Consider the following 2,194-nt stretch of genomic DNA (forward strand, 5'->3'; position numbering starts at 1 on the left):
ACGAACGAACCGACGCCGTGGTCGAGTTCCCGGGATGTCGGGGGAACTCGGCCACGGCGTCGGTTCGTTCGTGCGGCAGGGGGCCGCTGCGAAGGGGAGGTCTAGCGGTTGCCCCCGTCGGCGTTGGGGCCGGTGTAGTCCTCGCCGTAGGCGCCCTTGGCGGGGCGGCGGCGGCGCATGGGCGGCTCGACGCCGTCGGCGAGGCGGCGGGCGGTGAGGAGGAAGCCGGTGTGGCCGATCATGCGGTGGTCCGGGCGGACGGCGAGGCCCTCGACGTGCCAGTTGCGGATCATCGATTCCCAGGAGGTCGGCTCGTTGAAGGAGCCGATCTCGCGGATGGACTCGACGGTGCGCGCGAGCTGGGTGGTGGTCGCCACGTAGCAGCAGAGGATGCCGCCGGGGACGAGTGCCTTGGAGACGGCCTCCAGGCACTCCCAGGGGGCGAGCATGTCGAGGATGACGCGGTCGACGTCGGTGTCGCTCAGGTTGTCCTGGAGGTCACCGACGGTGAGCTGCCAGGCGGGGTGGGGGCCGCCGAAGTAGCGCTCCACGTTCTGCTGGGCGATCTCCGCGAAGTCCTCGCGGCGCTCGTAGCTGTGCAGCATGCCCTGGTCGCCGATGGCGCGCAGCAGGAAGCTGCTGAGTGAGCCGGAGCCGACGCCCGCCTCCACGACGCGTGCGCCGGGGAAGATGTCGGCGAAGGCGAGGATCTGCCCCGCGTCCTTGGGGTAGACCACGGCGGCGCCGCGGGGCATGGACAGGACGTAGTCGGGGAGCAGGGGGCGCAGCGCGAGGTAGGCGACGTTCCCGGTGGTGCGGACAACGCTGCCCTCGGGAGCACCGATCAGTTCGTCGTGCGGGAAGGAACCCTTGTGGGTGTGGAAGTTCTTCCCGGCTTCGAGCGTGAACGTGTAGTGGCGGCCCTTGGGGTCGGTCAGCTGAACCTGGTCCCCGACCTTGAAGGGCCCGCGCCTGCGGGCGGCACCGGTCGGTTCGGACATGTGACCACCCTACCGGGGTTTGTGCGGGGTGCCGACCATGGGGGCGGCGTCTACGAGGGCCTGGCCATGGCCTTCACGAAGGCGCGCTCGACGTCGGCCGCGGAGAGGACGCCGTAGATCTCGCCGGTCTCCTCGATGACCAGGTACTCGGTGGCGGGGGTGGCGCGCAGGGCGTCGAGGAGGTCTTCGCCGGCGAGTTCGGCGGAGACCCGCATGCCTTCGGTGAGGTCCTGGGCGAGGCCGCTGACGGCGACCCAGGGGCGGCGGTGTTCGGGTACGCCGACGATGGCGGCCTCGCGGACCAGGGAGACGGGTTCGCCGTGGGCGTCGACGACGACGAGTGCGCGGGCGCCGGCGTCGTTGGCGCGGCGCAGTGCCTCGGAGAGCGGGGTGTTCGTCTCGACGGGGACGGCGCGGCGGGTGAGGTTGCGGGCGCGCAGTTCGGGGAGGTGTTCGCGCAGGCGGGCCATGCGCAGGCTGTTTCCGGCGCCGGTCCAGATGATGGCGGCGAGGATGGCGGCGAGCAGGGCGTCCAGGACGGTGTCCATGCCGACGCTGTCCTCGGCCTCGGAGCCGAGTGCTCCGGACTGGGTGAGCAGTGGCAGGCCGATGAGGACGGAGACGGCGAGGGCGCGGCCGACCCAGGCGGCGGCGATGGTGCCGGTCATGGGTTTGCCGGTGATCTTCCAGACGACGGCGCGGAGCATGCGGCCGCCGTCGAGGGGGAGTCCGGGCAGGAGGTTGAAGATCGCCACGATGAGGTTGGAGATCATGAGTCCGGCCAGCAGGACGCCGGGGACGGTGCCGGGCTCGACGGTCTGCATGGCGAGGTAGAAGAGGCCGGCCAGGACGAGGGAGAGGAGCGGGCCGACGAAGGCGAGGACGAACTCGCGGCCGGGGGTCTCGGCCTCTTTTTCGATCTCGGAGACGCCGCCGAAGAACTGGAGCTGGATGCGGCGGACCGGGAGTTTGAAGCGGAGGGCGGCGATGGTGTGCGCGAGTTCGTGGACGAGTACGGAGGCGTAGAAGGCGACCGCGAAGAAGAGGGCGACGAGGTAGCGGGTGGCGCCGAGTTCGGGGAGTACGCGGTCGAGCTGGCCGCCGAACACCCAGGTGATCAGGGCGGCGACGAGGAACCAGCTGGGGGCCACGTAGACGGGGACGCCGAAGGGGCGGCCCATGAGCAGGCCGCC

2 protein-coding genes are annotated in these 2,194 nt (G+C 71.1%); both read right to left on the bottom strand.

What is annotated here, in order from left to right:
* Positions 1 to 101 precede the first annotated feature (101 nt).
* Positions 102 to 1,001: a tRNA (adenine-N1)-methyltransferase gene (locus tag BZL64_RS29615; protein ID WP_086772234.1), complete on the bottom strand. Its 900-nt coding sequence runs from the start codon at positions 999 to 1,001 to the stop codon at positions 102 to 104.
* Between the two features lie 50 nt (positions 1,002 to 1,051).
* Positions 1,052 to 2,194 (bottom strand): site-2 protease family protein (locus BZL64_RS29620; protein WP_244205542.1); only part of this gene is annotated, 1,143 nt, incomplete at its 5' end.

The sequence above is a fragment of the Streptomyces bobili genome, assembly GCF_002154575.1.
GTDB lineage: Bacteria > Actinomycetota > Actinomycetes > Streptomycetales > Streptomycetaceae > Streptomyces > Streptomyces bobili.